This window comes from Pseudomonas sp. B5(2017), assembly GCF_002112825.1.
Lineage (GTDB): Bacteria > Pseudomonadota > Gammaproteobacteria > Pseudomonadales > Pseudomonadaceae > Aquipseudomonas > Aquipseudomonas putida_Z.
Genome location: NZ_NEIR01000007.1, coordinates 295,659 through 321,223 on the forward strand (window position 1 = coordinate 295,659; position 25,565 = coordinate 321,223).

Annotated in this window: 21 protein-coding genes; 9 read left to right on the forward strand and 12 right to left on the reverse strand. The window is 64.3% G+C overall.

What is annotated here, in order from left to right:
• The first annotated feature begins 134 nt into the window (after window positions 1–134).
• Genes CAG00_RS13440 through CAG00_RS13465 form a run of 6 tightly spaced genes read left to right on the forward strand, consistent with a single transcriptional unit; the run spans window position 135 to window position 5,970 of the window.
• Window positions 135–740, forward strand: coding sequence for a CDP-alcohol phosphatidyltransferase family protein (locus tag CAG00_RS13440; RefSeq protein ID WP_085664475.1), 606 nt, complete (start codon window positions 135–137; stop codon window positions 738–740).
• A 30-nt stretch (window positions 741–770) separates the two neighbouring features.
• A complete protein-coding gene (locus tag CAG00_RS13445) occupies window positions 771–2,525 on the forward strand; it encodes a bifunctional alpha/beta hydrolase/class I SAM-dependent methyltransferase (protein WP_085664477.1) in 1,755 nt (584 codons plus the stop codon).
• Window positions 2,526–3,974, forward strand: a complete 1,449-nt coding sequence (locus tag CAG00_RS13450) for a phosphatase PAP2/dual specificity phosphatase family protein (RefSeq protein WP_085664479.1) — start codon at window positions 2,526–2,528, stop codon at window positions 3,972–3,974.
• Window positions 3,971–4,402: a hypothetical protein gene (locus tag CAG00_RS13455; RefSeq protein ID WP_085664481.1), complete on the forward strand. Its 432-nt coding sequence runs from the start codon at window positions 3,971–3,973 to the stop codon at window positions 4,400–4,402. The genes CAG00_RS13450 and CAG00_RS13455 overlap by 4 nt, the downstream gene beginning before the upstream one ends.
• Window positions 4,403–4,412: 10 nt before the next feature.
• On the forward strand, window positions 4,413–5,036 hold the full coding sequence (locus CAG00_RS13460; protein ID WP_025340660.1) for a lysophospholipid acyltransferase family protein: 624 nt from the start codon (window positions 4,413–4,415) through the stop codon (window positions 5,034–5,036).
• Window position 5,037: 1 nt separating this feature from the next.
• A complete protein-coding gene (locus tag CAG00_RS13465; protein WP_015271818.1) occupies window positions 5,038–5,970 on the forward strand; it encodes a phosphatidate cytidylyltransferase in 933 nt (310 codons plus the stop codon).
• Window positions 5,971–5,988: 18 nt separating this feature from the next.
• On the opposite strand, the gene CAG00_RS13470 is transcribed toward CAG00_RS13465, so the two are convergent.
• From CAG00_RS13470 to CAG00_RS13480, 3 genes are all read right to left on the reverse strand, one after another.
• Window positions 5,989–6,396, reverse strand: a complete 408-nt coding sequence (locus tag CAG00_RS13470; protein WP_003258416.1) for a type II toxin-antitoxin system HicB family antitoxin — start codon at window positions 6,394–6,396, stop codon at window positions 5,989–5,991.
• The gene (locus CAG00_RS13475) at window positions 6,393–6,620 is read right to left on the reverse strand and encodes a type II toxin-antitoxin system HicA family toxin (protein WP_075046392.1); all 228 of its coding nucleotides are present in this window, start codon (window positions 6,618–6,620) and stop codon (window positions 6,393–6,395) included. The genes CAG00_RS13470 and CAG00_RS13475 overlap by 4 nt, the downstream gene beginning before the upstream one ends.
• A gap of 196 nt (window positions 6,621–6,816) precedes the next feature.
• Window positions 6,817–7,092: a metal/formaldehyde-sensitive transcriptional repressor gene (locus CAG00_RS13480; protein ID WP_003258414.1), complete on the reverse strand. Its 276-nt coding sequence runs from the start codon at window positions 7,090–7,092 to the stop codon at window positions 6,817–6,819.
• A 70-nt stretch (window positions 7,093–7,162) separates the two neighbouring features.
• On the opposite strand from CAG00_RS13480, the gene dmeF reads away from it, so the two are divergent.
• Together dmeF and CAG00_RS13490 are read left to right on the forward strand one after the other, a co-directional pair.
• A complete protein-coding gene (gene dmeF, locus CAG00_RS13485; protein WP_085664482.1) occupies window positions 7,163–8,086 on the forward strand; it encodes a CDF family Co(II)/Ni(II) efflux transporter DmeF in 924 nt (307 codons plus the stop codon).
• 96 nt (window positions 8,087–8,182) lie between these two features.
• On the forward strand, window positions 8,183–8,527 hold the full coding sequence (locus tag CAG00_RS13490) for a cupin domain-containing protein (RefSeq protein ID WP_003258412.1): 345 nt from the start codon (window positions 8,183–8,185) through the stop codon (window positions 8,525–8,527).
• A 150-nt stretch (window positions 8,528–8,677) separates the two neighbouring features.
• Here the strand turns inward: CAG00_RS13490 and CAG00_RS13495 are convergent, their stop codons facing one another.
• From CAG00_RS13495 to CAG00_RS13505, 3 genes are all read right to left on the reverse strand, one after another.
• Window positions 8,678–9,400, reverse strand: coding sequence for a CatB-related O-acetyltransferase (locus CAG00_RS13495; RefSeq protein ID WP_085664484.1), 723 nt, complete (start codon window positions 9,398–9,400; stop codon window positions 8,678–8,680).
• Between the two features lie 215 nt (window positions 9,401–9,615).
• A complete protein-coding gene (gene mmsB, locus CAG00_RS13500; RefSeq protein ID WP_025340663.1) occupies window positions 9,616–10,503 on the reverse strand; it encodes a 3-hydroxyisobutyrate dehydrogenase in 888 nt (295 codons plus the stop codon).
• Window positions 10,504–10,531: 28 nt separating this feature from the next.
• Complete coding sequence (locus CAG00_RS13505) at window positions 10,532–12,058, reverse strand: CoA-acylating methylmalonate-semialdehyde dehydrogenase (protein ID WP_085664485.1); 1,527 nt, start codon at window positions 12,056–12,058, stop codon at window positions 10,532–10,534.
• A gap of 132 nt (window positions 12,059–12,190) precedes the next feature.
• On the opposite strand from CAG00_RS13505, the gene CAG00_RS13510 reads away from it, so the two are divergent.
• Entirely contained in the window at window positions 12,191–13,141 is a 951-nt protein-coding gene (locus CAG00_RS13510) for a LysR family transcriptional regulator (protein ID WP_025340665.1), read from the forward strand.
• Window positions 13,142–13,421: 280 nt separating this feature from the next.
• Here the strand turns inward: CAG00_RS13510 and CAG00_RS13520 are convergent, their stop codons facing one another.
• The 6 genes from CAG00_RS13520 to recC form a co-directional block, all read right to left on the reverse strand.
• Complete coding sequence (locus CAG00_RS13520; protein ID WP_085664486.1) at window positions 13,422–13,913, reverse strand: OmpA family protein; 492 nt, start codon at window positions 13,911–13,913, stop codon at window positions 13,422–13,424.
• Between the two features lie 4 nt (window positions 13,914–13,917).
• Complete coding sequence (locus CAG00_RS13525; RefSeq protein WP_085664487.1) at window positions 13,918–15,189, reverse strand: diguanylate cyclase domain-containing protein; 1,272 nt, start codon at window positions 15,187–15,189, stop codon at window positions 13,918–13,920.
• Window positions 15,186–15,752, reverse strand: coding sequence for a YfiR family protein (locus CAG00_RS13530; RefSeq protein ID WP_085664488.1), 567 nt, complete (start codon window positions 15,750–15,752; stop codon window positions 15,186–15,188). The genes CAG00_RS13525 and CAG00_RS13530 overlap by 4 nt, the downstream gene beginning before the upstream one ends.
• A gap of 205 nt (window positions 15,753–15,957) precedes the next feature.
• Window positions 15,958–18,033, reverse strand: coding sequence for an exodeoxyribonuclease V subunit alpha (recD, locus tag CAG00_RS13535; RefSeq protein ID WP_085664489.1), 2,076 nt, complete (start codon window positions 18,031–18,033; stop codon window positions 15,958–15,960).
• Window positions 18,030–21,707 (reverse strand): exodeoxyribonuclease V subunit beta, encoded by a 3,678-nt coding sequence (recB, locus tag CAG00_RS13540; protein WP_085664490.1) that lies wholly within the window; start codon window positions 21,705–21,707, stop codon window positions 18,030–18,032. The genes recD and recB overlap by 4 nt, the downstream gene beginning before the upstream one ends.
• Window positions 21,704–25,186, reverse strand: coding sequence for an exodeoxyribonuclease V subunit gamma (recC, locus tag CAG00_RS13545; RefSeq protein WP_085664491.1), 3,483 nt, complete (start codon window positions 25,184–25,186; stop codon window positions 21,704–21,706). The genes recB and recC overlap by 4 nt, the downstream gene beginning before the upstream one ends.
• Window positions 25,187–25,565 lie beyond the last annotated feature (379 nt).

Here is a 25,565-nt window from a genome sequence, read left to right on the forward strand (position 1 = left end):
GTTCGCGGGTGAACCCGCTCCCACAGGATATGTGGTATCTCTCGGATGGACGCTATACCTGTGGGAGCGGGTTTACCCGCGAAGAAGGCTCACACACAATGGCGCCGTAACGACCCACCGAAAAGGACTTTCCAGTGGCATCGATCTACCAGCTCAAACCGCGCTTCCAGGCCATGCTCCGCCCTGCTGTCCAGCGCCTCAACGACCGCGGTGTCACCGCCAACCAGGTCACCGTAGCCGCCGCCCTGCTGTCAATCCTGCTGGGCCTGCTGCTGGCTGCCCTGCCCCATCTCACCTGGCTGTTCATCCTGATTCCTGTCTGGATGCTGCTGCGCATGGCACTGAACGCCGTCGACGGCATGCTCGCCCGGGAGTTCGGCCAGCAATCCACCCTCGGCGCCTACCTCAACGAACTGTGCGACGTGATCGCCGATGCCGCGCTGTACCTGCCCTTCGCCCTGCTGGCGGGTGTATCGCCAACCTTGGTCGTACTCGTGGTGCTTAGCGCCACCTTCAGCGAATACGCCGGTGTCATGGGCCCGCTGGCCGGCGCCTCACGACGCTACGACGGCCCCATGGGCAAGAGCGACCGGGCGTTCGCCTTCGGCGTGCTGGGTACCGGCGTCGCCTTCGGCGTGCTGCACGGCGCCTGGATCAACGGCTTGTTGCTGGTCATCCTCGCACTCTCGCTCTATACCCTCTACAACCGGGTTCGCCAGGGGCTGGCCGAAACCCGCTGAGCCCACTGCCGTCGTAAAAGGATGTCGACCATGCGCCAAGCGCAAGCGCTGCACTTCTCCACCCATGACGGCGTCGAGCTGCATTACCGTCACTGGCCTGCCACCCGTAACCAACACCAACCACGCCGGGCCGTGGTGATGTTCCACCGCGGCCACGAACACGGCGGGCGCATGGCCCACCTGGCCGATGAGCTGGATATGCCGGGCTACGATTTCTTCGCCTGGGATGCCCGTGGCCACGGCCAGTCGCCGGGCGCGCGCGGCGACAGCCCGGGGTTCGCCACCAGCGTGCGCGATGTGCAGACCTTCATCGAGCACATCCAGGCCCGCCATGGCATTGCCGAACAGGACCTGGTGGTGCTGGCGCAGAGCGTCGGGGCCGTGCTGGTCGCCACCTGGGCCCACGACTACGCGCCGAAGGTGCGCTGCCTGGTGCTGGCCTCGCCAGCGTTCAAGGTCAAACTGTACGTGCCGTTCGCCCGCCCCGGCCTGAAACTGCTGAAGGCCTTGCGCGGCAACTTCTTCGTCAACAGCTACGTCAAGCCTCGCCTGCTCACCCACGACCCCGAACGGGTCATGTCGTATGTGGCCGACCCGCTGATCAGCCGGCCGATTTCGGTAACCATGCTGCTCGGCCTGTACGAAGCCGCCGACCGGGTGGTGGCGGATGCCCAGGCCATCCAGCTGCCGACCCAGCTGCTGGTGTCCGGTGCCGACTTCGTGGTCGAACGCCAGCCACAGGAACGCTTCTTCGAACGCCTGGGCAGTGCGCGCAAGGAAATGCACATCCTGCCAGGCTTCTTCCACGACACCCTTGGCGAGCGTGATCGGGCCCATGCCCTGCGCCGTATCGAGCGGTTCGTCGAACATTGCTTCGCCAGCCCCGCCGCCCTGCCGTCACTGCTCGATGCCGACAAGACCGGCGCCAGCTGCGCCGAGGCCGAAAGCCTGGCCGCACCGCTGCCGCGCAACTCGCCCCGCGACCTTTACTGGCGTGCCACCCGTGCCGGGCTGCGCCTGGGCAAGGGGCTGTCCGAAGGTGTGAAGCTGGGTTTCGATACCGGTTTCGATTCGGGCAGTACCCTGGACTACGTGTACCGCAACCAGCCGACCGGCAAAGGCAAACTTGGCCGCCTGGTCGACCAGAACTACCTCGACGCCATCGGCTGGCGCGGCATCCGCCAGCGCAAGCTGCACGTAGAGGAACTGCTGCGCCTGGCCATCGCCCGCCTGCGCGAACAGCAGCGGCCGGTGCACATCGTCGATATCGCCGCCGGTCATGGCCGCTACATCCTCGAGGCCCTGCAGGAACTCGAACAACTGCCGGACTCGATCCTGCTGCGCGACTACAGCGAACTGAACGTGCAGCAAGGCAGCGCACTGATTGCCGAAAAGGGCCTGGCCGACATCGCCCGCTTCGTCCAGGGCGATGCCTTCGACCGCCAGAGCCTGGCCACCCTGGAACAACCACCGACCCTGGCCGTGGTCTCCGGCCTGTACGAACTGTTCGCCAGCAACCAGTTGGTAGGCAACTCGCTGGCCGGCCTGGCCGATGCGCTGGAAGATGGCGGTTACCTGGTCTACACCGGCCAGCCGTGGCACCCGCAACTGGAAATGATCGCCCGCGCCCTCACCAGCCATCGCGGCGGCGAGGCCTGGGTGATGCGCCGCCGCAGCCAGGCCGAAATGGACCAGCTGGTAGAGGCGGCGGGGTTCCGCAAGCTGGCCCAGCGCATCGATGAATGGGGCATTTTCAGCGTCAGCCTGGCACAACGGGTGCGCTGAATGAGCCCATCACGCGAGCCCGGGCTGATCCGCCGGGGCGTATTCTGGCTTCTGCTGCTGGGGCCGCTGTTTTTCCTCAGCTACGGGATGGCGAACAATCACACCGCCGGGCGCAGTGATGTCGGCAGCCTGGTGTTCGGCTGGGAAAGCCGCATGCCGTTGTGGCCGTGGACGATCATCCCGTACTGGTCGATCGACCTGCTCTACGGCTTGTCCTTCCTGCTGCCGCGTACGCGCCAGGAAATGGACCGGCACGCGCTGGCGCTGCTAACCGCGCAGCTGATCAGCGTCAGCTGCTTCCTGCTCTGGCCGCTGCGCTTCACCTTCGAGCGGCCGGAACTGGGCGGGGTGTTCGGCTGGATGTTCGATGTGCTGATGGGCTTCGACAAGCCGTTCAACCAGGCGCCTTCACTGCATATTGCCCTGCTGGTGATCATCTGGACGATGTTTGCCCGGCACGTGCAACGCCAGCCCTGGCGTTGGCTGATGCATGGCTGGATGGCACTGATCGGGATGTCGGTGCTGACCACCTGGCAGCACCATTTCATCGACGTGCCGACCGGGGCATTGGCGGGGTTCGTCTGCGTCTGGTTGTGGCCATATCGGGGGCAGCTGCCCTGGCAGCAGGTGCGCCTTGCGCGGGATGCCAAGCGTTGGCGGTTGGCGTTGTTCTATACAGTGGGTGGGCTGCTGTGCGCAGTGCCTGCCGTTGCGTTGGGCGGCGCCTGGCTGTGGTTGACCTGGCCGGCTGTATCGCTGGCTTTGGTGGCGCTGAACTATGGCGTGCTCGGTGCAGGCGGGTTTCAGAAAGGCGCCGATGGGCGCTTGTCGCATGCAGCCAGCTGGCTGCTGGCGCCTTATCTGGTGGGGGCGTGGGTCAACTCGCGGTTGTGGACCTGGCGGCACCCGCAGGCGGATGAGGTGTGTGATGGCGTCTACCTTGGGCGGATTCCTGGGGGTGGCGCGCAGTTCGCTGCGGTGGTCGATTTGTGCGCAGAGCTACCGTGTCATGTTCAGGACAGCGCGGACAATTGTAGGAGCGGCCTTGTGTCGCGAAAGGGCTGCGAAGCGGCCCCAGCAATATCTGCTGCGAAGCTGAAAATCTGGGACCGCTTCGCAGCCCTTTCGCGACACAAGGCCGCTCCTACACAGGTCGCGTCCGCCGTTGGCTACGCATGTTTTCCTACCCTGGACCTGATCGCCCCGGAAAGCCCATTGCTGCACCAGGCCGCCATGGCCATCGAACGCCTGCGCTCCCAAGGCCCGGTGCTGGTCTGTTGCGCCCTGGGCTATTCGCGCAGTGCCAGCGCCGTGGCCGCCTGGCTGGTGCTCACGGGCCGCTGCACTGATGCTCGCCAGGCCGAGGCGCTGATCCGCAAGGCCCGCCCCAGCGTGGTCCTGCACAGCGCACACCGCCAGGCCTTGCAACAGCTAGGGACACAACCATGACGCTGTACGTGGTGGCCAGCCTGCTGGGCCGTGGCAAACAACTGGAACGCCTGTCGGACGGCCTCACCCTGCTGGCCCTGGCCTACGGCCTGGCGCCCTTGCTGGGTGCACAGTTGCAACCACTGGCCAGCCTGCTGTGCATTGCGCTGCTGGTACTAGGCGTGCTGCACAAGTACTGGGCCATTCGCGTGGCCCTGGATGCCGAACTGTTCGCCCGCCTCGCCGCCAGCCGCGACCTGGCGGCGGACACCCAGGCCCTGGACCACGCCCTGTTCGAGCTGAAACTCAAACCGCAGGCCACCGATTCCCGCGCCTGGCCTGCACGCAGCCAGGCCGCGCTGGCCCTGTTACGCCGCCAGGCAGTGTGCCTTGGCCTGCAGCTGTCGCTGGCCTTGGCTACCCTGCTGACACTGCCTTTGAAGGGATGACTACCGATCCATGCTCGCCAACCTGACCGCCTACCTCATCACTTCCGCCGCCCGCCTGATCACCGGCGCCCGCGCCCTGTGGCTGGGCTGCACGCCGCTGCCGGTGCAGCGCCTGTATTTCGCCAACCACAGCAGCCATGGCGACTTCGTACTGCTGTGGGCCTCGCTGCCGCAACCGCTGCGCAAGCGTACCCGTCCGGTAGCCGGCGCCGATTACTGGGCCAAGCCGGGCATTCGCGACTTTCTCATCCGCAAGGTCTTCAATGGTGTGCTGATCAACCGGCAACACAGCGCCGGCCAGGGCAGCCCGTTGCAGCCGATCCTCGAAGCCGTGGCCCAGGGCGACTCGCTGATCTTCTTCCCGGAGGGCACTCGCAATCTCGGCGACGAGCCGCTGATGCCGTTCAGGAGCGGGCTGTACCACCTGGCAGCAGCCAACCCCGAAGTCGAACTGGTGCCGGTATGGATCGCCAACCTCAACCGGGTGATGCCCAAGGGTCGTGCCTTGCCATTGCCGTTGTTGTGCACATTGAGCTTTGGCGAGCCGCTGCACCTGCAGGCGGATGAAAGCAAGCAAGCCTTTCTCGAGCGGGCCAGCCAGGCCCTGCTGAACCTGGCCCCCAAGGATGCCTGAGATGGACGACAACACCCTTTCCCTGTTCGCCGGCATCGGCGCCCTGCTGCTGCTCGCCAGCGTGATCGGCCGCCTGCTCAAATGGCGCGCCGGCCCGGCACCGCACGCGGTGATCGACAACCTCAACGCCCGCATCAACGCCTGGTGGGTGATGGTACTGGTGATCGGCATCGCCTTCCTGTTCGGCAAGTACGGCGTGATCGTGCTGTTCTACGGCGTATCGTTCTATGCCTTGCGCGAGTTCATGACGCTCACCCCGACCCGGCGCAGCGACTACCCGGCACTGGTGGCGGCGTTCTATGTGGCGCTGCCAGTGCAGTACGTGCTGATCGCCATGGACTGGTACGGGTTGTTCAGCATCTTCATCCCGGTGTACCTGTTCCTGTTGCTGCCGATCCTGGCCAGCTTCGGCGGCGACACCACGCGCTTTCTCGAGCGCGCCTCGAAGGTGCAGTGGGGGCTGATGATCGCGGTGTACTGCGTGTCGTCGGTACCGGCATTGATGACCCTGGACATCCCGGGTTACGAGGGCCGCAACCTGCTGCTGATTGCCTGGCTGATCCTGGTGGTGCAGATCAGCGACGTGCTGCAGTACGTGTGCGGCAAGCTGTTCGGCAAGCACAAGGTAGCGCCCAACCTGTCACCGTCCAAGACCGTCGAAGGCCTGGCCGGCGGCGTGGCACTGGCCACCCTGATCGGCGCCCTGCTGTGCTGGATCACCCCATTCACCTTCTGGCAGGCCGCACTCATGGCGTTGGCGGTGAACGCCATGGGTTTCTTCGGCGGGTTGGTGATGTCGGCGATCAAGCGCGACCGTGGGGTGAAGGACTGGGGGCACATGATCGAAGGCCACGGCGGCATGCTCGACCGCATGGATTCGGTGTGCTTTGCCGCGCCGGTGTTCTTCCACTTTGTGCGGTATTGGTGGGCGTAGCGAAAGTGAGCGTACCGATCAGTGCGAAAGGGCCAACTCTCGCAGTGCTGCCGACGCCAGAAAACCGGAGCGGGACGCATAGCGATGATCACGCTTCACTTTTTCGTCGATTCGTTGAAGCAGGTTTTCCGGCAGCGTTGCATTGAAGCGAACCGCCTTGCCCAGGTACGGGGTGACATCAAAATCCACAACGGCCCAGACCCCACCTTCATAGTCAGGGTTCGCCACATGGACGTCGACTTCCTGTGCCTGCGGCAATGCCTCGTTATCTGCGACCAACCCTTCAAAATGCAGTGCCAGCGCTTCCTGAACATTCTCCAGTGCTTTTGCAACAGTGGCACCGGCGCTGAAGCAACCGGGCACATCAGGTACGGTCACGCCGTAGTCCGAGTCGGCGTCTTTGTGCAATACGACCGGGAATTTCATTGACTACCTCCGTTGATGCTCGTGCTGGCAGTGCCGTTGGCTTGAATCAAGCCAGCCTGCTTCAAGATGCTGCGTACTGTGCCCTTGGGGAGCTCACTCTTGGGATGAGGAACCGTGACTCGCCCCCTTTTTTTCGGATGCCTGAACTGGTGATGACTACCTTTCACATCAACCTGATACCAGCCGTCGGCTTCAATAAGCTGGATAACTTCACGACTGCGCATTCATTCTTCCTCGGCAGTCGATGTGTATCATACACACCGAATTGACCAGAACAAAGCGCACTACACACTATGCACACACGTCGCGACTAGCGGACAGATTGGATGGCAAAGTAAGAACATGCCTTCTGACACGTAGGAAATCAGCAAGTACCATCGGGTACCAATACCCCCCTAGGGTATCGGTACCCCCGGTCTGCTACTTGAGGTACGACCGCAGCAACGTCGCCACCTTGTCCGCCTCGTCCTGCCGCTCCTCGGCACTCAGCCCGTCCGCCACCAGGTGTTCGCGGATATGCCCTTCCATGACTTCGGCCATCAGCCCGTTCACCGCACCGCGCACGGCGGCGATCTGCTGCAGTATCGCCAGGCAGTCCTTGTCCTGCTCCAGCGCTGTCTCCAGGGCGGCGGCCTGGCCTTTGATCTTACGCACCCGGGTCAGTAGTTGCTTCTTGCTCTTCAGGGTATGTGCCATTGGGTTTCACACCACGCTAGGTATACTGGGGTATAGTATATTTCTCGACGTTCCGGGAGCATGATAAACCATGGCGACACAAACCTCAGACCGCTGGCAGCACAGTCACCAGTTCCATACCAGCAACCTGGGCGCCGAGCGCAAGACGCGCCTGGCCGTGTGGCTGACCGCCGTGATGATGGTGGCGGAAATTACCGGGGGCTGGTTCTTCAATTCCATGGCGTTGCTGGCCGACAGCTGGCACATGAGCTCCCACGCCCTGGCCCTGGGCCTGTCGCTGCTGGCCTATGCCGCCGCGCGGCGTTATGCCGGCGACCGGCGCTTTGCCTTCGGCACCTGGAAGATCGAGATTCTCGGTGGCTACTCCAGCGCCCTGCTGTTGCTGGGCGTGGCCGGGCTGATGGCATTCCAGTCGGTGGAGCGCCTGCTGGCACCGGGGCCGATCCGCTATGACGAGGCGATCTTCATCGCCGCCGTGGGCCTGGCCGTCAACCTGATCTGCGCCTGGCTGCTGCGTGACGACCATCACCATCACGATCATCATCACCATGACCACGGCCACCATCACCACGACCTGAACCTGCGCTCGGCCTACCTGCATGTGATGGCCGACGCCGCGACTTCGGTGCTGGCTATCGTCGCCCTGCTGGCCGGCAAGTACTGGGGCGCCGGCTGGCTCGACCCGGTCATGGGCCTGGTCGGTGCGCTGCTGGTGGCGCTGTGGGCCCGCGGGCTGCTGCGCGATACCGGGCGGGTGCTGCTGGATGCGGAGATGGACGCGCCGGTAGTGGAAGAAATCCGCGCGGTGGTCGCGCAGCTGCCGGTGCCGGCCAGCATCACCGACCTGCACGTGTGGCGCGTGGGCAAGGACCAGTACGCCTGCATTCTTGGCCTGGCCGCCCAGGCCGAACTCAGCGCCGACAGCGTGCGCCAGGCCCTGGGCGTACACGAAGAACTGGCGCACATCACCGTCGAGGTCAACCGCCTGGCATAGCGCGACCAGACAGCTGGACGTCGAGCCCAGGCAACTGCGGCTCGGCCGATGGCCCTATGGTGACGAGTCATTCAGCCAGTCACCAGGAGTTGTGCCATGTCCGATTTCATCACCGTCCTGCGCGAAACCTGCCCGACGCCGGTCGTGGACGCCACCAAGTGGAAGCGCATCGGCGGCGATCCGCACACCGTCAACCTCAACGCCTATCTGTCAGCCGACGGCAGCAAGATCATGGGCACCTGGATCTGCACCCCGGGCAAGTTCGAGGTCAACTACGAGAAGTGGGAGTTCTGCCACTTCCTCGATGGCTACTGCATCATCACCCCGGAAGGCGAAGAGCCGAAGCACCTGAAAGCGGGTGATGTGTTCGTGATCGAACCGGGGATGAAAGGCACCTGGGAAGTGGTCGAGACCGTGCGCAAGTACTTTGTCTTTGCTTGATTCATAAGCGGACTTTGCCTGGTCATGTGGGATGCGCAAAAAGTCCCACATGACGCCGCTCAGGTTCAAGCATGATGATCAAAGGGTCCGCGAGTCGAATAAAATATCCTGCTGCAAGTATAACAGTGGCTTTCGGCGCATCGCCCTCGACTAGGAGTGGTCACTCTTCAAAGGTTTCACACCCTTCTGAGAAAGACAAACGACTCTGTAGTTGACTTTGTTTCGCGAGGTACGATCTTCGATAGACCTCAGGAACTTTTCCGGTTCTGCCAGATTCAGCTCTCTCAAGGTAGCAGTATCCAAATCCCACCACTCGCTGTCCATGAGCCTGGCAATGATGTCTTCAGCATGTCGATACTTGATGACTTTTGCCGGATTCCCACCCACGATCGCATACGGCGGCACATCACGCGACACCAAAGCCTGGGTCGCGATGATGGCTCCGGTCCCGACCTTCACGCCTGCAAGGACAGTGGCTCCGGCGCCAATCCATACGTCGTGACCTATCTGGGCAAGCGCTTCATCAGCTCGGTACTCCAGATTTCCTCCATCTTCATACTGAAATGGATGGGTACTTACCCAGGAGGATGGGTGTGTGTGTTTCTCTTGACCAATGACACAATCGGAGCCAATGGAGCAGAATCGACCTATGGAAGATACAAATGAAAGATGGGTACCACTTCTAATATAGGTGTAAGCACCAATCCCAACTTGGGAAGATCGGATTTTTATATGGCCCAGCTGAACATATTCCTCTAGATCCGCACTGGCATATTTACTGAATGTTGATGGCCCGGCAGCAATCTTACCCCCGTGAGACCTGACTATTCGCTTGTAACGAGCGGTTTTGATTGACTCTATTATCTTGAACATGAAGATGGCTCGAGTTTCCCTATCTGGAAACTATAGCAAATTGACATCTTAGGTTGAAGATGCTTGTTGCCTGTGCAAATGTCAGTAAACCCATCACAATACGTGGAATAAATCTGGCCGCCCGCCGGCAAAAAAAATCGCGGATCAGACGCCCTTCCCTCTGGTGCGCAGTTACAGAGGGAAGGCCGCCTGGCCCGCGATGAAGTCCTCGCTCGTCAATCTTTCTTGCGGTAACCCTCGACGATCGCCGAGAAGTCCTTGCCACCCTCGCCGCGCAGGCTCATGGCCTGATATAGCTGCTGGGCCACAGCCCCCAGAATCACCGGTTGATGCGCCTGGCGTGCAGCCTCGGTGGCCAGCCCCAGGTCCTTGAGCATCAGTTCGGCGCCAAAGCCTCCGGTATAGCCACGCGATGCCGGCGCGGTTTCGATGATGCCCGGCCACGGGTTGTAGGTGTCCGAGCTCCAGCAACGCCCGGTCGAACTGTTGATGATGCCGGCCAAAACCTTGGTGTCGATGCCCAGTGCATTGCCCAGGGCCATGGCCTCGGACACGCCGATCATCGAGATGCCCAGCAGCAGGTTGTTGCAGATCTTGGCGATCTGCCCGGTGCCGACTTCACCGCAGTGCACGATGTTGCGGCCCATCTGCTCCAGTACCGGCTTGAGGGTGGCAAACAGCTCGGTGCTGGCACCGACCATGAAGGTCAGGGTGCCTGCCGCCGCGCCGCCGGTGCCACCGGACACCGGCGCATCGCCCATGTCCACGCCCTTGGCCGCTGCGGCCTTGGACACATCACGCGCAGTCTGTGGGTCGATGGTGCTGCAATCCACGGTCGGCGTGCCGGGGCGAATGCCGGCCAGCACGCCGTCTTCGTTCAGGTACACGCTGCGCACATGGGCAGCAGCCGGCAGCATGGTGATCACCAGCTCGCTGTTGGCCGCCGCGTCCTTGGGCGAAGGGCTGATCTGCCCGCCCAGTTCTGCCAGCTCGGCCAGCACGGCCTTGTTCAGGTCGAACAGGTTCAGTTGGTGCCCGGCCTTGATCAGGTTGCGGGCCATGGGTGCGCCCATGTTGCCGAGCCCGATGAATGCGATACGCATGACTCTCTCCTTAGCGCAGGCTGATGGCTTAGCGCAGGCTGATGGTGGTGTTCACACCGTCGTTGACGCTGTCATCATCGAACCAGCGGGCGGTGACGGTCTTGGTCTGAGTGTAGAACTGCACCACTTGCTTGCCGTACGGGCCGAGGTCGCCGAGCTTGGAACCACGCGAGCCGGTGAAGCTGAAGAACGGTACCGGGACCGGGATCGGGATGTTGATGCCGACCTGGCCGATGTCGATTTCGCTCTGGAACTTGCGCGCTGCCGCGCCGCTCTGGGTGAACAGGCCGGTGCCGTTGCCGAACGGGTTGGCGTTGACCAGGGCGATGGCCTCGTCGAGCGTATCGACTTCCAGGGTCACCAGCACGGGGCCGAAGATTTCCTGGGTGTAAACCTGCATGTCGGTATTCACGCCCGAAAACAGGGTTGGGCCGATGAAGTTGCCTTGCTCGTAGCCCGGCACCGTGACGTCACGGCCGTCGAGTTCCAGCTTGGCGCCTTCCTTGATGCCACTTTCGATCAGGCCCAGCACACGCTCCTTGGCGCGCTTGGATACCACCGGGCCGACATCGGTGCCTGGCTCGCAACCGGCATTGACCTTGAGCTTGCTGGCCGCTTCCTTGATATCCGGCAGCCATTCACGGGCCTTGCCCACCAACACAGCCACCGAGGTGGCCATGCAGCGCTGGCCTGCTGCACCGAAGGCGGCACCGACCAGCGCGTTGACGGTTTGCGTGCGGTTGGCATCAGGCAGCACCACCGCGTGGTTCTTGGCGCCCATCATCGACTGCACGCGCTTGCCGTGCTGGCTGCCCAGGTTGTACACGTGGGTGCCCACTTCGGTGGAGCCGACGAAGGAAATCGCCTTGATGTCCTGGTGGGTGCAAATGGCATCCACCACTTGCTTGCCGCCGTGCACCACGTTGAGCACGCCAGCCGGTATGCCGGCTTCCAGCGCCAGTTCGACCAGCAGCATGGTCGACAGCGGGTCTTGCTCGGACGGTTTGAGCACGAAGGTGTTGCCGCAGACGATGGCCATGGGGAACATCCACAGCGGGATCATCGCCGGGAAGTTGAACGGTGTGATGCCGGCGCATACGCCGATCGGCTGGCGCAGGGTATAGGTATCGACGCCGCCGGCAACGTTCTCGGCGAATTCGCCCATCTGCAGGGTGCCGATGGAGGCTGCGTGCTCGACCACTTCCAGGCCGCGGAAAATATCGCCTTCGGCGTCGGCCAGGGTCTTGCCCTGCTCGGCACTGAGGACCTGGGCGATGCGTTTGGTGTGTTCGCGGATCAGCGCCTGCAGCTTGAGCATGATGCGCATGCGCGCGCCGATCGGCGTGTTACGCCAGGTCTGGAAGGCACGTTGGGCAGCGGCCACGGCCGCGTCGACTTCTTCGACGGTGGCGAACGGTACGCGCGCCAGCACCTCTTGGGTGGCCGGGTTGACGATGTCGCGCCATTCGGTGGTCGTGGACTCGACCCATTGGCCGTCGATCAGCAGCTTGACCTGCTCGATTTTGGTCTGGTTAGGGGATTGCGGTGCGTTCATCTGCGTTCTCCTTGGAATTATTGTCGGGACGAGATCGCCAGCGCCGTGCAAACGCGAGGTGGCGTCCTGAGGCTTGTTTCGAGTATAGATGTGCAAACATCCAACAAGAACGCACAAAAAAACCGGATCATCATGCAAAAAGACCTCACATCCCTGAGCGCGCTCAACTGGGACGACCTGAAGTTCTTCCTTGAAGTGGCGCGTACCCGCAAGGCCAGCAGCGCCGCCAAGCGCCTGAGCGTGGACTACACCACGGTGTCGCGGCGCATCAGCTCGCTGGAGGGGGCGCTGGGCACCTTGCTGTTCGAGAAATCCCGGACCAACGGCTTTGTCCTCACCGCCGAGGGCCAGCGCCTGCTTGGCTATGCCGAGTCGATCGAGAGCACGCTGCACATGGCCTGCGAGCAGGTGTCCGGGTCGGGCGTGGCGTTGTCGGGGCATGTACGCATGGGCTGCACCGAAGGCTTCGGCAGCTTCTTCGTCACCCCGCAGCTAAGCCACTTCGTCGATGCCTACCCGGCGATTTCGGTGGATATCCTGCCGCTGCCGCACTTCATCAGCCTGTCCAAGCGCGAGGCGGACATCGTCATCGCCCTGGAGCGGCCGGAGCATGGGCCTTATGTGTGCTGCAAGCTGTGCGACTACCGCTTGCGGCTGTACGCGACCCAGGGCTACCTGGACAGCCATGCACCGATCAACCAGATCGCGGACCTGGCCAGGCACCCGTTCATCAGCTACGTGGACGACCTGGCGTTCAGTTCGGAGCTGCTGTACCTGGCCAACCTGATCCCCAGCGCCAGCGCGCATTTGCGCAGTACCAGCGTGATTGCGCAGTACACGGCTGCGTTGCAGGGGCGTGGGCTGGCGATCTTGCCGTGCTTCCTTGCGGCGCAGGACCCGCGGCTGGTGACGGTGTTGCCGGAGGAGATCGAGGTGACACGCCAGTTCTGGATGTATTGCCGGGAGGATTTGAGGAAGTTGAAGCGGATTACCCTGCTGTGGGATTACATTCGCGGGGTGACCGAGGCGAATGCACCGTTGTTGATGGGGGAGACCCGAGAGATGCGGTTTGCTCAGGAATAAGGGGGCTGCGTTGCAGCCCATCGCCGGCAAGCCAGCTCCCACGGGTGCAGCGTTGATCTCGAGGTTATCGCTGTACCTGTAGGAGCGGCCTTGTGTCGCGAAAGGGCTGCAGAGCAGCCCCGGCAACTTGTGCATCTGCGCTGAAACCCCGGGGGTAACACAGATAAAGTGGGAGCGGGTTTACCCGCGAAGCAGACAACTCGGTGCATGGCACCGGCTTCGCCGGTGTTCGCGGGTGAACCCGCTCCCACAGGGATATCTGATAGCCCGTATGCTGTGGTCAGTAGGAAGCCACCACAATGGACACCCGCCGGTTCTCGGTACGCCCGGCGCTGGTGCGGTTGTCCGCCACCGGCTGACTACTGCCCAGCCCGCGGGACTGGATGTTCTGCGCCGGCATGCCTACCCCGACCAGCGCCCTGGCCACGCTCTGCGCGCGGCGCTCGGACAGCTGCTGGTTATACGCCGCCTTGCCGGAAGAGTCGGCATGCCCATCCACCCGCACGCCCTGGATGCCAACGCCGAGCAGCGCCTTGCCAATGCGTTCGACAATCGCCTGGCTCTGGCTGTTGAGGCTGTCCAGGTCGCTGCCGAACAGCACCTTGCCGGACAAATCGTAGGCCCAGCCTTCGTCGGTCGGGGTAAAGCCTTCACGCTTGAGCACGGCAATCTGCTCGGCGGTCAGGCCTTTGGGCGGAGCGCTCTGGCAGCCGGTCAGCGCCAGCACGGCAAGCAACAAGGCCCAAAGGGGGAAACGCAAAGCCTGTATCACGGGTTCAACTCCTGTTCTTGATTTCGCTGGCGGACCGTTCCGTCTGCGCCATTTGCCAATGACCACGGCGTTTGCGCTTGGCCTGGTACATCGCTGCATCGGCGGCATTCAGAAGACTGGCAGGGTCAGCGCCGTCATCCGGGTAATAGGCAATACCGACACTCAACGAGGTGGCGATACTGCGGCCACTGTCCAGCTGCACCGGCAACTTCATGCTGGCAACGATCTTCTCGGCAATGTGCTCGGCGTCCTGGCGCGAATGCAAAGGCGTCAGCAGCACGGCGAACTCGTCGCCACCCAAACGCGCCACCAGGTCGTGCTCGCGCAGTTGGGCACGCACGCGGTCGGCCACGCTGATCAGCACTTCGTCGCCCACCGCATGGCCGAGGGTGTCGTTGATCTGCTTGAAGTGGTCGCTGTCGAGAAACAGCAACGCCAGGTGATCTTGCTGCCGTTCTGCATTGCGCACACTGCGGCTCAGGCGCCCCTCGAAGAATGCGCGGTTGGGCAGGCCGGTCAGACTGTCGTGGCTGGCCTGGTGCGCCAGGGTCTGGTTTTCGCTCTGCAGGTGGCTTTGCCACACCTCCAGTTCGTCCAGCAGGGCGTTGAAGTCATTGCCCAGTTCGTTGAGCTCGGCAATCGGCGCTTCCGGCACGCGCCGGTCGAAACTGCGCTCGCGGCGGGCGGCGTGGGCGACACTGGCCAGGCCACGCAGCGGGCGGACGATATCGCTGAGCAGACGCCGCGACAAGTATTGGGCAGCCAGGGCGCTGAGCACCGTGCAGAACAGGATGCCGGCCAGCCCGCTGAACAGGAACAGCAACAGGCTTCGCCCCTGGCCAACCAGCTCGATGCGCCCGACCTGCTGTTGCTGGTGCGTGATCGGCAGGTTGATCGGCTCATCCAGCAAGGCGGTGGCCACCTGCGCCTCCAGCCGCGCGAGCACGCCGGTATCGCTGCGCTGCCAATGCGCCAACTGCTCGCCTTCGTTGTTGAAGACCCTGGCTTCGGCCACTTCCTCGGTACTGGCAATCAGCGCCAGCGACTCATTGGCCGCTGCGCTGTCGTCAAACACCACCGCCGCTTCCACGGTGTAGCTGATCGAGCGGGCGATCAGGTGCAGGTTGTCGTTGGCGTAGACACGCAGGGCGAGCACGCCCAGCAGGGTCAGGGATATGCCGGCCAGGCCCACGGCGAGCAAGGCGACGCTGAGATGGCCACGGCCCAGCACCGAGCGCAGGGTCGGGCGCACGCCGCGCTTGCGGGTTCGTTTCATGGTTGCACCGCCCGGCGCCGCGACAATTGCAGCACGCTGGGGTGAATGCGCACGCCGGAGCGTGCCACCGAGTCCAGGTTGACTTCAAAGGCTACCTGCTGGTCGCTGACCCGCAAGCAGAACAGGCTGCCGACCGTGCACGGGTCGTCTGCCTCGCTGATGCTCAGCACCGGGTGGCCACTGACGCGCTCGAACAGCCGGTCGCGCTGGCCCTGGTCGAGTTTGCCGATGTAGATGGCGTCGCAGGCCTGGGCGACCTGGCTATCGTCTGCCAGCAGCCGCCGCACCTGCAGCGGTCGGCCGGACTCCTGCACATGGCCTTTGATCAGGTCATCGGCGTATTCGGTCGGGCCGACCACGCACAGGCGCAAGGGCGAGGGTTCGACGGGCCAGCGGGCGTAACTGAAGATGCCCAGCACCACCTGGGTGACGGCCTTGGCACGTTGCTGCGCCTGGGCGGCAGTTATGGCGGGGTCTGCCTGGGCCGGGCCTGCGGAAAGGAACAGGGCGGCCAGCAATAGCGAAAGCACACAGCTCGTCACTCGCCTTGCGGCCACTTTCATGTGGGAAATCTCTTAAGGTCCTTTCCGATATCGGCGCAACGATAGCACATGGCCGCATGCTTGTATGAAAGCCGCTGATCCAATGCGATCCTTGTGGGAGCGGGCGTGCCCGCGAAGCAGGCACCACGGTGGCTGGCACGGGCTGCGCCCGTGTTCGCGGGCACGCCCGCTCCCACAGGGGATCTCCCATTGGCTCACTACAGGGTCAGACCTGCTCCAGCATCAACCCGGAAATTCGCCGTACCTTGCGCGCCACCGCCTCTTCGAAAATACCCTGGCGGGGCTCGACCAGGCTGAAGCAGTGCTTGGCGCGAGTGATGCCGGTGTATACCAGCTCCTTGGTCAGCACCGGGTTGAGCGCATCCGGCAGCACCAGCGCGGTGTGGCTGAACTCCGAGCCCTGGGACTTGTGCACGGTCATGGCGAATACCGTTTCCACTTCGTTCAGCCGGCTGGGCAGGACGAAGCGTACGCCGCCGCTGCCGTCGTTACGCGGGAAGGCCACGCGCAACAGGGGTTCGCCGCGCTCGTCCGGCAGGCGCAGGGCAATGCCGATGTCACCGTTCATCAGGCCCAGGCCGTAATCGTTGCGGGTTACCAGCACCGGGCGCCCTTCGTACCAAGGCTGCTGGCTGTCGATCAGCCCGGCATTGTGCAGTACCCGCGCCACCCGCTCGTTGAGACCTTCGACACCCCAGGCGCCGCGGCGTACCGCACACAGCAGCTGGAAGTCTTCGAAGCTGTGCAGCACCTTGCCCGCCCATTGCTCCCACGCGGGGTCGTCAACGGCGGTATCGAGTGCCGGGCGAAAACGGCCAAGGGTACGCAGGTAGCTGCGGTAACCCTGCGGGCCGTCGCTGCCGCGGTTCAGGCCGTCGAGCAGCAGGCGGTCGAAGGCGCGGTCCTGTTCGTGCTTCAGGGCCAGGCTGTGCACATCGGGCGGCGGCGCAGCCAGCAGGCTGCGCGCCGCATGGGAGTCCTGGCGGTTGACCAGCCGGGCCAGCTGGCCAATGCCGCTGCCTTCGCCGAAACGCCGCGAGAAGCGCAGCATCACCACCTGCTGGGCCAACGGGTTGCGTTGCTCATCGCCGGCCTTGAGGCCGCTGCCCGCCAGCGACTCACCACCGGTCTGCTCCAGCCATGCCTCGGTCGCCGGCGAGTAACAGCCCTCCTCGGCATCCCGGCACAGGTCACCCAGTACCGCACCGGCTTCGACCGAGGCCAGCTGGTCCTTGTCGCCCAGCAGTACCAGACGTGCCCGTGGCGGCAGGGCATCGAGCAGGTTGGCCATCATTTCCAGGTCGATCATCGACGCTTCGTCGACCACCAGCACGTCCAACGGCAGCGGGTTGCCGGCATGGTGGCGGAAGTGCCGCGAACCGGGGCGGCTGCCGAGCAGGCGGTGCACGGTGCTGACCTCGGTGGGGATCTGACCGCGCACCTCGGCGCTGACCTGCAGGCGCTCGACCTGTTGGCCAATGGATTCGGTCAGGCGCGCGGCCGCCTTGCCGGTCGGCGCGGCCAGGCGAATGCGCAATGGCCTGCCCTGCTCTACCGCCGGAGCCTGCAGCAAGGCCAGCAGGCGCACCACGGTAGTCGTCTTACCCGTGCCAGGGCCGCCGGTGATGATGCTGAAGCCTGCGCGGGTGGCCAGGGCGCAGGCGAGCTTCTGCCAGTCCACCTGGCCTGCCGGCGTACCACCGTCGAACAGTTGCGCCAGACGGCCAGGCAGGTCGGCCGGAGGCGCTTCGGCCTGGGTCAGGCGCTGGCGAAGGGTATGGTCGATGCGCCGCTCGTAACTCCAGTAACGGCGCAAGTACAAACGCTCGCCGCTGAGCACCAGAGGCCGCGCTTGCTGGCCCGGGGTATCCCCGGCGGCCACCAGGGGGCTGGCAGTAATGCGCTGGCGCCAGGCGTGCAGGTCGAGGTTGGCCAGCAACTGCGAGGGCAGCAGCAAGGGGCCGGTCAAGGCGTCGCCTTCAGGCGGCAACGACAGGGCAAAATCGGGCTCGGCCAGGGTTTGCTGCAGGTCGAGGCAGACATGGCCGTGGCCCAGTTGGTGGCTGGCCAGGGCGGCGGCCAGCAACAGCAGGGGGTCGCTACCGGGGGCTCGCTCCTCCAGGAACGATACGAACGCACGGTCCAGGGCACGCAGCCAACCCCGCTCTACCCAGCGGTCGAGCAGTTGCAGCAGGTCACCGCTGTCATGCTGCGGCGCCAGTGCGAGCAGATGCTCGGCGTGCAGCGGGGTGGGCAACAGGTCGACGAGGCTTCGGCTCATATCACGGCTCCGGCAAACAGGTCCTGCTGTACGGGCGGATGCTCACCACGGAACAGCGCATCGAGGCTTTCGATCAGCTCACGCGGTGGCTTGGCGTGGTAAACGCCGTGGCCGCTGCTGCTGGCACCTCGCAGGAAGATGAACAGGGCGCCGCCGACATGGCGGTCGTAGTCGTAGTCAGGCAGGCGGGCGCGCAACTGGCGATGCAGGGCCAGCAGGTACAGCACGTACTGCAGGTCGTAGCGATGCTCGAGGATGGCCTTTTCCATGGCCTGGGCATCGTAGGCCTGGATATCCGGGCCCAGCCAGTTGGACTTGTAGTCGGTCACGTAGTAACGCCCGTCCAGCTCGAAGGCCAGGTCGATGAAACCTTTGAACATGCCATTGAGCACGGTCGGCTGCGCCGCCGGGCGTGCCAGGCCGGGGTGGGTGTGGCGTGCCACCAGGCGGTCGAGTTGTTCGGCATCGACCTGGTGGCTGGCGAACCAGAACTCCATTTCGATCTGGTAGTGGCGCAGCTGCCCGAGCGTCACACCGAGGTCGTTACCCGGCAACGGCAGCGCTTCGCCCAGCAGGCGCTGCAGCCAGTGCGTCAGGGTGGGGATCCAGCCGGTCCAGTCGCGACGGTTGCAGCGCTGGCCAACGGTTCGCTCGATCAGCCGTGCATTGCCGCTGACCTGGCTGAAGCCCTCGCGGCCAACCCATTCCAGCAAGCCATGCAGGAAGGTGCCGGGGTTAGGCCCGCGCGGGAAGCGGTGAATATCGCCACTGTCGGCCGGGACCTCGCGCAGCACCTGGGTATCGACCACTTCATCATCCAGTAACTGCTGGGCCTGGGAGCTGTCGGCACCGAGGGTCTGGTCGCCGACGCGCAGGGCACTGTACGAGGCAATCCACCAATGCTCGGCGCCCGCTGCGCGGCGCGGTTTGCGGGCAGGTAGCAGCTCATGCTCGGCGTGCGGCATGCGATACACCTGCTCATCTGCCGGCGGCAGGCTCGGGCAAGAGATGTGCGGGCAGGTCTTGGCCAAGGCCTGCAACCAGTCCGTCAGTTGCTGCGAGCCCGGCAGGGCGAGGCCGCCACCCAGCAGGTAGCCGAACGCCGAGCGGTGCAGTTGCGAGCTCTTCTGGTTGCCCCGCTTGAGGTCGGCGACACCCAGCCAGCAGGCATGCTGGGCGCGGGTCAGGGCCACATAGAGCAGGCGCAGGTCTTCGGCCAGGCGCTCGTCGTCGGCGCGGTCGATCTGTTCCTGGTCTGGTGTGAGGGTGAGATGGGCGTTGCCCTGGCTATCATGCCAGGCCAGCGGCAGGCGGCTGCCGTCCACCGGTTTGCTGGTGCAGATGAACGGCAGGTAGACCAAGGGGTATTCCAGGCCCTTGGATTTGTGGATGGTCACCACTTTCACCAACTGCTCGTCACTCTCCAGGCGCAGGATCTGCTCTTCACCAGCCTGGCCGGAACTGGCCAGGTGCTCGGCCAGGTGGCGGATCAGCGCCTGCTCGCCGTCCAGTTCGCCGGCGGCCTGTTGCAGCAGCTCGGCCAGGTGCAGCAGGTTGGTCAGCACCCGCTCGCCATCGCTGCGGCGGATCAGCGTGCGCGGCAGCTGGAAGTCATGCAGCAGGTGCCGCAGCATCGGCAACACGCCCTGGCGCTGCCAGGTGTCGCGGTAACGGCGAAAACGCATGACCCAGTCTTCCCAGACCCGCTCGTCCTGGTTCAGGCGGTCCAGCGCAGCCAGCGACAGATCGAGGGTAAGGCTGGCCAGGGCGGCCTTGAGCAGGCGCTCCGAGTCGGGTTCGGCGCAGGCCTTTAGCCAGGCCAACAGGTCGTGGGCTTCCTGGGCAGCGAATACCGAGTCCTTGTCGGACAGGTACACACTACGCACCTCGCGCGCGGCAAGCTCGGCGCGGACCATCTGCGCTTCATGGCCATCGCGCACCAGGATGGCGATGTCCGATGGCAGGCACGGGCGCAGTTCGCCCTCGGCATTCTGGAAACCAGCCGTGCCTTGCTGGCCGCCATTGAGCAAGGCGACGATATGGCTGGCGCAACTTGCTGCCAGCTGCTGCCGGTAAACGCTGCCGGAGACCGGCTCTTCGCTTTCCAGATGCCAGCATTGAAGGGCTGCGCAGGCTTCACCGTCGATCAACAGCTGCTCGCCACGGCCTTTGGCGCGGACCTCGATGAACGGCAGCGGGTTGTCATCAGCCTCGCGGAACAGGAATGCGCCACGCCCTGCCTCACGCGCCTCGGCCTGCAGGAACACCTGGTTGACCGCCGCGACCATGGCCTTGCTGGAGCGGTAGTTGGTGTCCAGGCTGTGCAGGCGACCACTCGTGGCACGGCGGGCGGCAAGGTAGGTGTAGATGTCGGCGCCACGGAAGGCATAGATCGCCTGCTTGGGGTCGCCGATCATGAACAGGCCGGTTTCGGCGCGGTTTTCGCTGATCTGGTAGATGCGCTCGAAGATGCCGTACTGCACCGGGTCGGTGTCCTGGAACTCGTCGATCAACGCCACCGGGAACTGTTCGCGGATCAGGCTGGCCAAGCGCTCGCCGGCCTCGCTGGCAAGGGCGTGCTGCAGGCGCAGGAGCATGTCGTCGAAGCCCATTTCCGCACGCCGACGCTTCTCCACTTCGAAGCGTGCCGATACCCAGTTGGCGGCATGCTCGAGCAATGGGGCATCCGGGCTGTCCAGGGCTTGGAGCTGTTGCTGCAAGCTCTGCATGGCATTGAGGGCCGGGTGCTCGGGTGGCTCGCCCTTCCAGGCTTCGGCCATGCCCGCCGGGGTCAGGCGGGTAAAGCCGGTGCCCAGGTCGAGCTCCACCAGTTGTTCGTCTGCCGCCCAGGAACAGAGCTTGTCGAACCAGGGTTCGAAGTAACGGGCCTGCATCTTGCGGCCATCGACCTGTTTGGCGGCCAGTGCATCACGGCAGATCTGGCGCAACTCCTCGGCCCATTGCGCCCAAGGCGCCTTGAGCCGGGCCAACTGCTCGCCACGCTGCTGCAGCGATGCCTGGATCAGTGCCGACGGCTCGGGCCCGTCGTGCTGGGCGCGCACGCGACCGAACAGCGGCCGGATCCGGGGCAGCAAGGCGTCGGGGCTGCCCCAATGGCCACGCACCCAGGCCAGCGCGTCGCCTTGCATGCCGTAGCAGAAGCGCCGCCAGTAGTCGCGCATGACCTGGCCCAGCAGTTCGCTGTGGTCGGTTTCCAGGGTCTGGGTGAACAGGCTGCCGCTGTCGAAGGCATGTTCGCGCAGCATGCGCTGGCACCAACCGTGGATGGTCGATACCGCGGCCTCGTCCATCCACTGCACGGCGATTTCCAGGCGCCCGGCACAGCGTGGCCAGGCTTCTTCCGGATAGTCGTCACGCAGCTGGTGCAGCAGCGGGTCGGCCGCCTCCAGCTCGCCACGGAAGAACCGCGCAGCTTCGGCCAGGCGGGCGCGGATACGTTCGCGCAGCTCTTTGGTGGCGGCGTCGGTGAAGGTCACCACGAGGATCTGCGGTGGTAGCAGCTCGCGGTCGAAGCCCTGCTCGCCACCGTGACCGAGGATCAAGCGCAGGTACAGCGCCGAAATGGTGAAGGTCTTGCCCGTGCCGGCGCTTGCCTCGATCAGCTGGCTGCCATGCAGGGGGAAACTCAGTGCCAGGGGACGGTCCTGGGTCATGCGCCTTTCTCCGGGTTGCCCAGGGTCTGCCACGGGGCGTTGAACAATGGGCGGTACAAGGCTTCGCACCAGCCTTCGAAGGTTTCATCGGCGGTGAGCGCGGCAAAGTCGCGGAACTGCCGGGCCAGGGCGATGCTTTCACTGCGCTCGCCGAAGCTGGTGCGCTCGTCGCCTTCGTAGGCGCGGGCAGCAGCAGCCAGGGCTTTGTCGCTATCGTCCTGGGCCAGCCAGGCGAACGCGGTCTTGGCCGCGACCGGCAACGGCGCATTCATCGCCGCCTGGCGGGCTACCAGCAAGTCGCCCAGCAATTGCGCCGCCTGCTCTTGCGGCAGTGGCGCAAGCAGCAGGGTCAGGTCGCTGGCCACCAGCGCGCTGTTATAGGGGTAGCCCGCCGCGCAGGCCGCCAGGTGCGTGACCCAGGGCGCGATCAGGCGGTGCCACTTGAGGGCGTTACGCCCGGCACTGATGGTGTTGGGTACGGTGGTGATGCTGAGCAGGCTCTGGTCATCCGCCTGGAACACCCGCCCCAGCCAGCCTTCGAGGCGATGCTGGCCGTGCTCGAAATGCACAGGCAATGCCCCCTCGACCAGCTGCGGCCAGCGTTGCAATAGCTGGCGGTGGCGCTGCAGCAGGTCTGGCAGGGGCTCGATCAGCTCGCGCTGCAGTAGTTCGCCGAAGCCGGCCAGTGGCAGCACGCCACAGGCCTGCAAACGCCGGGCCTGGGCCTGCAGGGCCTGTTCGGCATTGTCCGGCTCGGCCAGCGCTGCACCCAGCAGGCTTTCACTGGCGCCGTACCGTTGCAGGGTATCGAGGACGAAGGGTTCCTCGTCCGGGGTCGGTGCTTCAAGCGCCTCGAAGTACACCTTCAGACGCTGGCTGAAGAAATGCCGCACCGGGTGGCGCAGGAAGTCATTCAGCTGGGTCAGGCTCAAGGCCTCATCGTCATGGTACGGCGGCAGGCCGGGGTCAGCCTGCTGGTCCTCCTGGCCCTGCTGGTGCAACACCTGCCATTCGTGGGCAAAGCTGAACAGCGGGCTGCCCTTCTGGAAGTAGCGTGAACTGAACGGTTGCAGCGGGTGCTCCTGGGTCAGTGCGTGCAGCAGTTGCTCGCCCGGTTCTGCTGGCTGCCCCTGCTCCGTGCCTGCCAGCTGCCAGCCGGCTGCAAGGTGATCGCGCAACTGGCCGATCAGTACCGAGGCCGGGCGTTCGCTGTTATCGCGGATGCTGCGCCCGACCCAGCTGACATACAGCTGGTCGCGGGCTGACAACAATGCTTCGAGCAGCAGGTAGCGGTCATCCTCACGGCGCGAGCGGTCACCGGGGCGGTAGTCGCTGGCCATCAGGTCGAAGTCCAGCGGCTGCTGGGCGCGGGGGTAATCGCCATCGTTCATGCCCAGCAGGCAGACCACCCGGAACGGGATGGCGCGCATCGGCATGAGGGTACAGAAGTTCACCGAGCCGGCGAGGAAGCGCTGGGACAACTTGCCCTGGTCGAGGCCCGACAGCCAGGCTTCGCGCACTACGGTCAGCGGCAATGGGTCTTGCAGGCCGACTGCTTCGCACACTTCAAGCCAGCTATCGCGCAGATCCTGCAACTGCATCTGCAGGAACTCGTCGTGCTCGCCCTCGGCCAGGAAAAACACTTGCAGCAAGGCATGCAGGCGCTCGCCCCACTGGCTGACAGTGGCAGGCTCGGACAGGGCCTGGCCGGCCACTTCGAGGGCGTCCAGCAAGGCGACCAGCGGGCCGATCAGTGCCGCATCCAGGCCACCGATTTCATCGTAGGGTTCGATGCCGTCACAGGCCTCACCCACGCCGACGGCATAACCCAGCAGCATGCGCCGCAGGCCGAACCGCCAGCTGTTCTGTTCCAGCCCGGCGGGCAAGCCCAGGCTGGCCCGCTGCTCGGCATTGAGGCCCCAGCGGATGCCAGCCCCCTCGATCCAGCGGTGCAGCGTGGGCAGGTCGTTTTCGCGTATGCCGAAACGGGCGCGGACTGCCGGCACATCCAGCAGGTCGAGCACTTCGCTGACCGCGAAGCGGCTGTCCGGCAGCTTGAGCAGGTGTTCGAGGGCAATCAGCAAGGGTTCGCGGCCACGCTGGCCCTGGTCGGTCAGGGTGAACGGGATGTAGCGCGGATCGTTGCGCTGCAACTGGCCGAATACCGCGCGAATATGCGGCGCATAGGTATCGATGGCCGGCAGCATGACGATCACGTCACGTGGGCGCAGGGTTGGGTCGGCGTTGAACCGGGCCAGTAACTGATCGTGAAGGATCTCCACTTCACGTTGCGGGCTGTGGGCGATGTGGAAGCGAATCGAGCGGTCCTTCGCCGGGTCGACTGGATGCCACTGCTCGCGGGTTTCGGCGAGCGGACGCAGTTCGAGGATGTCGTCCTGCAACTGATTGAGCAGCGTGGTGGGCGAGCCGTCACTGAACAGGTCGATGCGACCGTCGCTGAACACGCCCTGGTAACTGCCAGGGTCATCGTAGCTGTCGAGCAAGTTGATGTAGTCGCGGCCTTGTTTGCCCCAGGCGGCCAGCAAAGGGTGGGCATGCTGGTGCAGCGACTGGTCGTCCAGTTGCAAGGGCATGCCCTGCTTGCGTTGCTGGCGCTTGTACTGGTGGCGCAGCAGGTCCTTGTCGGCAACGATATCGGCCCAGTGGTGGCGGCAGGGGTTGTGCACGCACAGCAGCACCTGGCTGAAGCGTGCCAGGCCGGCCAGTGCCTCGAGGGCCTGGGCTGGCAGCGAGGAGATACCGAATACGATCACCCGGGCCGGCAGACCGGCAGGAGCCTGCTCCAGGCTGTTGATACGTTTGATGAAGCGTTGATGTACGCCGGCACGGCTCTGCGCCATGCCCTGCTCGCCAACATCCTCCAGCAATGCACGCCACAACTCGGCCTGCCAGCGGTTGCCCGGGGGCAGCGCCTTGCGCTCACCGCGAGCGGTGTTGAGGATGTGCTCGCCAGCGGCCCAGTCCTTGAGCCAGTCGGCGCGGTAGACCTGATACTGGTCGAACAGGTCGGCCAGGCGCTCGGCGAGCTGATAGCGCTTGCGCAGGTCGCTGTCGTCGGTGAGGAAGCGTCGCAACGGCTCGAAATGTGGGCGTTCGATCAAGGCCGGGAGCAGACGCATCAGACGCCAGGTCAGCGGTGCCTTGTCGAGCAGGGAGACCTCGGGAATTTCGTCACGGCCCAGCACGCTGCGGTACAGCTGCCACATGAAGCTGCCTGGCAGTTGCACGTCGATGGCGGCGGCGATGCCACAACCACCCTGGTCATCGTCCTGAGGGTCTTCGGCAAGCGCCAGTTTGAGCCATTGGGCGATGCCATTGCTTTGCACCAGGGCGATTTCGTTTTCCAGAGGTGCCAAGGGATAGCGACGCATCCAGCTCACCACCAGGCTGCGCAGGTCGTCGAGGCGGTTGCCGTGGACGATCATGAAGCCGGGTTGGAGGTGAGTGGTATTGGGCATCGGGAGATCTCTGGCTGGCGCTGGGGATGAGGGGAAACGATATCACGTAGGTACCATACGGAGAGTATGGCGCAGTGCCATTAGCCGATTGACAAGGCATCGGTGGAACCCTGTTAGCGGCCTTGCGCCGTCTCTGTGGGAGCGGCTTTAGCCACGAAGCAAGCGACGCGGTGGATGGCACCGGCTATGCCGGTGTTCGCGGGTGAACCCGCTCCCACAGAGGAGGGTTGTGCAGGCCTGGGATTTTTTTTGCCAGAAAGACAAAACCCCTACCTGCATGCGCAGATAGGGGTTTTGCGAAATGAATCTTGACGATGACCTACTCTCACATGGGGAAACCCCACACTACCATCGGCGATGCATCGTTTCACTGCTGAGT

What these genes read in the sequence shown, in the direction of transcription:
- CAG00_RS13470 (WP_003258416.1), bottom strand. Translation starts at nt 6,396, where the DNA reads ATGAAATTCCCGGTCGTATTGCACAAAGACGCCGACTCGGACTACGGC.
- recB (WP_085664490.1), bottom strand. Translation starts at nt 21,707, where the DNA reads ATGACCCAGGACCGTCCCCTGGCACTGAGTTTCCCCCTGCATGGCAGC.
- CAG00_RS13465 (WP_015271818.1), top strand. Translation starts at nt 5,038, where the DNA reads ATGGACGACAACACCCTTTCCCTGTTCGCCGGCATCGGCGCCCTGCTG.
- recC (WP_085664491.1), bottom strand. Translation starts at nt 25,186, where the DNA reads ATGCCCAATACCACTCACCTCCAACCCGGCTTCATGATCGTCCACGGC.
- CAG00_RS13495 (WP_085664484.1), bottom strand. Translation starts at nt 9,400, where the DNA reads ATGTTCAAGATAATAGAGTCAATCAAAACCGCTCGTTACAAGCGAATA.
- CAG00_RS13510 (WP_025340665.1), top strand. Translation starts at nt 12,191, where the DNA reads ATGCAAAAAGACCTCACATCCCTGAGCGCGCTCAACTGGGACGACCTG.
- CAG00_RS13490 (WP_003258412.1), top strand. Translation starts at nt 8,183, where the DNA reads ATGTCCGATTTCATCACCGTCCTGCGCGAAACCTGCCCGACGCCGGTC.
- CAG00_RS13530 (WP_085664488.1), bottom strand. Translation starts at nt 15,752, where the DNA reads ATGAAAGTGGCCGCAAGGCGAGTGACGAGCTGTGTGCTTTCGCTATTG.
- recD (WP_085664489.1), bottom strand. Translation starts at nt 18,033, where the DNA reads ATGAGCCGAAGCCTCGTCGACCTGTTGCCCACCCCGCTGCACGCCGAG.
- CAG00_RS13445 (WP_085664477.1), top strand. Translation starts at nt 771, where the DNA reads ATGCGCCAAGCGCAAGCGCTGCACTTCTCCACCCATGACGGCGTCGAG.
- dmeF (WP_085664482.1), top strand. Translation starts at nt 7,163, where the DNA reads ATGGCGACACAAACCTCAGACCGCTGGCAGCACAGTCACCAGTTCCAT.
- CAG00_RS13525 (WP_085664487.1), bottom strand. Translation starts at nt 15,189, where the DNA reads ATGAAACGAACCCGCAAGCGCGGCGTGCGCCCGACCCTGCGCTCGGTG.
- CAG00_RS13475 (WP_075046392.1), bottom strand. Translation starts at nt 6,620, where the DNA reads ATGCGCAGTCGTGAAGTTATCCAGCTTATTGAAGCCGACGGCTGGTAT.
- CAG00_RS13450 (WP_085664479.1), top strand. Translation starts at nt 2,526, where the DNA reads ATGAGCCCATCACGCGAGCCCGGGCTGATCCGCCGGGGCGTATTCTGG.
- CAG00_RS13455 (WP_085664481.1), top strand. Translation starts at nt 3,971, where the DNA reads ATGACGCTGTACGTGGTGGCCAGCCTGCTGGGCCGTGGCAAACAACTG.
- mmsB (WP_025340663.1), bottom strand. Translation starts at nt 10,503, where the DNA reads ATGCGTATCGCATTCATCGGGCTCGGCAACATGGGCGCACCCATGGCC.
- CAG00_RS13505 (WP_085664485.1), bottom strand. Translation starts at nt 12,058, where the DNA reads ATGAACGCACCGCAATCCCCTAACCAGACCAAAATCGAGCAGGTCAAG.
- CAG00_RS13480 (WP_003258414.1), bottom strand. Translation starts at nt 7,092, where the DNA reads ATGGCACATACCCTGAAGAGCAAGAAGCAACTACTGACCCGGGTGCGT.
- CAG00_RS13460 (WP_025340660.1), top strand. Translation starts at nt 4,413, where the DNA reads ATGCTCGCCAACCTGACCGCCTACCTCATCACTTCCGCCGCCCGCCTG.